We start from the raw sequence: 3,757 nt of genomic DNA, 5'->3' as shown, positions 1-3,757 counted from the left end.
GCTTAAATTAAAATTAGGGAAATTATCACCAAATATTGAATTAGAGATAGAAAACAGTGATACAGAGCAACTGAATCAGTTAAAGATTAGAATCTTTAGTATAGAAAATGAAAAAGATATACTCGATGTGTTAAATAACGGTAATGAATGAAAACTATAGAATCATATGTTGATAAAAATACATATTGTTGCGATTCGATATTTTATAGATAATTGATTTTCGTCATTTTCTAGGAATTCGAATTTGTTGAATAATTTATGCAACATATTTACTGATAGCACTATGTAAAATATTTGCTGTGAGACAATGGCGGATTGGAACTTTTTAGGATGAAATGAATATGCATGTGATATGTGTCTTTGTTTTATCCTTTTTATTATTTTATTGAAAGGAGTTCATTATGCCTAAGATTGCTATTTCTTAATCCATATCTATTATAAAGAATTATCACTTAATGATGTATTAAGTGTTCATAATGATATTAGTGTCTATCAATTTATGATTTATAAGGTATATGGGAGTTTATTTGGATCATACCATTAACTTTGACTCATATTATCATGTAAACGATTATTAATATTAGATACCATTAAGTGAAAACAAGGATATATTGAAATCATAGAATACATGGTGTTAAAAAGAAAATAACAGTATATTGTGCTTATAGTAAGAAGAATGGGATATAATGAAAGACTGTTGCCAGCAAGGGTTAGAGACATGACTGCAGTATATGTTAGAATCATCATGAAATAAATCAAATGTTATAGAAGAAACAGGGTAATAAACTTATAGACAGTCCAATAGCAGCAATAACATAATTGAGATTATCATTTTCTACTGGAGTTAGAGTATTGTGATCAGGGAACAGTGAGATGATAAAAAAATTAAAGTTTATCGTATTGCGGATTTTTAGAATTGGGATTATACTAAACTCTAAAGAGAATATAATGTGTTAGAAGGGATATGAGACAATGAATTATAATGTATATTTTAGTCCTACTGGAAGTACACAAAGAGTCACAACTTTCATTAGTGAGCAATTTGAACAACATAAAGACATAGACATTTCAGTTTTACAATCAGATTATCATTTGGAATTCAAAACAAATGATTTATGTGTTATAGGTGTACCTTCGTTTGGAGGAAGGGTTGCAAAGATTGCACGAGAACGTTTAAAAATGATGAAAGGTCATCAAACGCCTGCTATTATTGTTGTGACATATGGCAATAGGGCTTATGAAGATACGTTGTTAGAATTGAAAAATATTGTTACTGACAATGGCTTTATTTGTATTGGTGCAATGGGAATAGTTTGTGAACATTCTATTATCCACGAATTTGGGAAAGGAAGACCAAATGATAAAGACCTACAAGAAATTGTGGAATATGTTAAGAAATTAAAAGAACGATTAACTCGTCCTATAGAAAATATACAAGTTTCTGGAAATATGCCATATCGTGAATATAGTGTTGCTCATGTGATTCCAATTACTACAAAAAAATGTACAGAATGTGGAATATGTGCTAAACTATGTCCTATAGGGGCTATTTCAATGATAACACCAAATCAAACAAATAGAGATATTTGTATATCTTGTATGCGTTGTGTGAAAGTATGTCCACAACATGCAAGAAAATGTGAAAGTTCGATGATTGCAGTACTAACAAAAAAGTTAAAAAATGTTTGCGAGATAGCTAAGAAAAATGATTTCTTTTAGGAGGTAATAGAGATGTTAAAAGCAATATTTATTGATCATATGGGAACGTTAGTGCATGAGGAAAGTGAATATATTGATGCACTTATTCAAAAATGTGTTGAAAACTCTGATGTAAAGGATCCTCAGAAGGTAGCAAAAATGTGGTATCAAAAACATGATGAGTTACTAAAACAATATAATGGAAAAAACTATAAAAAAGAATATGATATTGCATTAGAGGTTTTTGAATTTATGCAACAAGAACTTCAAATTAATGGAGATAGTCATGAATATTGTGATCTTTTAGTACAACATTGGATACATACTCCAGCTTATGATGATTCATATGATTTCTTTGAACAATGTCCATTGCCTATTTATATTATTACAAATAATGATACCTGCTATGTTCAAGAAAGTATGAAGAATCTAGAATTAGAACCAAAAGGAATCATTACAAGTGAAATGACACATTATTATAAGCCGGCTAAAGAAATGTTTGAAAAAGCCTTAGAAATAACAAAACTTAAAGCAAATGAAGCTATTTATATTGGTGATAGTTTAAATAAAGATATGGAAGCTGCAAAATCAGTAGGAATGCGTGCATTCCTTATTGGACAAAATCATGTAGATGATTCATATATAACAGCGATAGAATCATTATTAGATGTCTTTCAATATTTATAATGATATTAATTTTCTGTTTTTTCTGTTTCTAATGTTCTACTTAATAGTTTATTTTGTTCTTTTAAAAGGTCTCTTATATCACTCAATTTCTTAAGAGTATGATACATGAAAAAAGGAAACATAAATAAACAGATATAACTTATAATAGGTATTATCATGATGTTGCCACCTCGCTTTCATATAATCATTATACCATGATTCAACAACATATTTAAATTACTATTATTTGTTGTGATGAACTTTATAATTTCTTATTACATTAGTTTTATTTTATAACTAATAGAGTTAATATATTTTTCATATTTTGTTTGTTTCACTTGATAGTTATTGGAAATATTATATGATAGTCTTATATAGGAGGAAATGGAATGAGTATAAAAGTTATTATAATGGATGTAGATGGGACATTGACAAATACGAACAAAGTGATTACACCTCTAACAAAGCAAACTTTATTAAAGGCAGAGGAACAAGGTGCTATTTTGATTCTTGCTTCTGGCAGACCAACTTCTGGTTTGCTTGATATTGCTAAAGAGTTAGAAATGCATAAACATCATGGACTATTGGTATCTTATAATGGTTCTAAGGTTATTGATTGTGAGACAATGGAAACTCTTTTTAATCAAGCATTAAGTGTTGAAGAAGGTAAAGCTGTTCTAGAACATATGAAGAAGTTTGATAAAGTACGTCCAATGATTGATAAAGGTGAATACATGTATGTGAATAATGTATATGATAATATGATTATGTTTAATGGGGCACCATTTGATGTTATTCAATATGAATCAAGAGGTGGAAAATTTAAATTATGTGAAATAGATGATTTGGCTGAATTTGTAGATTTTGAGTTGAATAAGATTTTAACGACAAGTGATCCTGAATATTTACAGTCTCATTATGAAGAAATGATGGAACCATTTAGAGATAAGTTAAGTTGTATGTTTACTGGTCCATTCTATTTTGAATTTACAGCTCCGGGTATTGATAAAGCGAAAGCACTAGATACAGTTCTTATTCCAATGGGCTATAAGAAAGAAGAAATGATTGCTTTTGGGGATGGTCATAATGATGCATCAATGGTTAATTATGCTGGTATTGGTGTGGCTATGGCGAATGCAGTACAGGACTTAAAAGATATCGCTGATGAAGTGACATTATCTAACGATGAAGATGGTATTGCAGTTACATTAGAAAAATATATGAACTAAGAAGGAGGCTGTAACGAAATAACTTTTTAAAGGTTGATTTCGTTCAGCTTCTTTTTTTTGTTTTGAATTTGGTCAATAAAAAAACACCTCTTCTTTATATTTCAGGTGATAATTAATCATATTTTCATTTTTTTATGTTTTTGGGCGCAATAAGCCTATCTGTC

Annotated in this window: 3 protein-coding genes; all 3 read left to right on the top strand. The window is 29.2% G+C overall.

Going from position 1 to position 3,757, the window contains the following annotated elements:
• Window positions 1–972: 972 nt before the first annotated feature.
• Window positions 973–1,719, top strand: coding sequence for an EFR1 family ferrodoxin (locus BN350_RS14755; RefSeq protein ID WP_028044297.1), 747 nt, complete (start codon window positions 973–975; stop codon window positions 1,717–1,719).
• A gap of 12 nt (window positions 1,720–1,731) precedes the next feature.
• Window positions 1,732–2,385, top strand: coding sequence for an HAD family hydrolase (locus BN350_RS14750; RefSeq protein WP_028044296.1), 654 nt, complete (start codon window positions 1,732–1,734; stop codon window positions 2,383–2,385).
• A gap of 368 nt (window positions 2,386–2,753) precedes the next feature.
• On the top strand, window positions 2,754–3,593 hold the full coding sequence (locus tag BN350_RS14740) for a Cof-type HAD-IIB family hydrolase (protein WP_028044295.1): 840 nt from the start codon (window positions 2,754–2,756) through the stop codon (window positions 3,591–3,593).
• Window positions 3,594–3,757: the final 164 nt, after the last annotated feature.

The sequence above is a fragment of the Candidatus Stoquefichus massiliensis AP9 genome (genome assembly GCF_000455285.1).
Classification (GTDB): Bacteria; Bacillota_I; Bacilli_A; order Erysipelotrichales; family Coprobacillaceae; genus Stoquefichus; species Stoquefichus massiliensis.
Note: the sequence above shows the minus strand (reverse complement) of the source record. Positions and strands in the feature narration are given on the sequence as shown.

Bases quoted from the DNA above. Each gene is read 5' to 3' on its own strand.
- BN350_RS14755 (WP_028044297.1), top strand. From the start codon at position 973: ATGAATTATAATGTATATTTTAGTCCTACTGGAAGTACACAAAGAGTC.
- BN350_RS14750 (WP_028044296.1), top strand. From the start codon at position 1,732: ATGTTAAAAGCAATATTTATTGATCATATGGGAACGTTAGTGCATGAG.
- BN350_RS14740 (WP_028044295.1), top strand. From the start codon at position 2,754: ATGAGTATAAAAGTTATTATAATGGATGTAGATGGGACATTGACAAAT.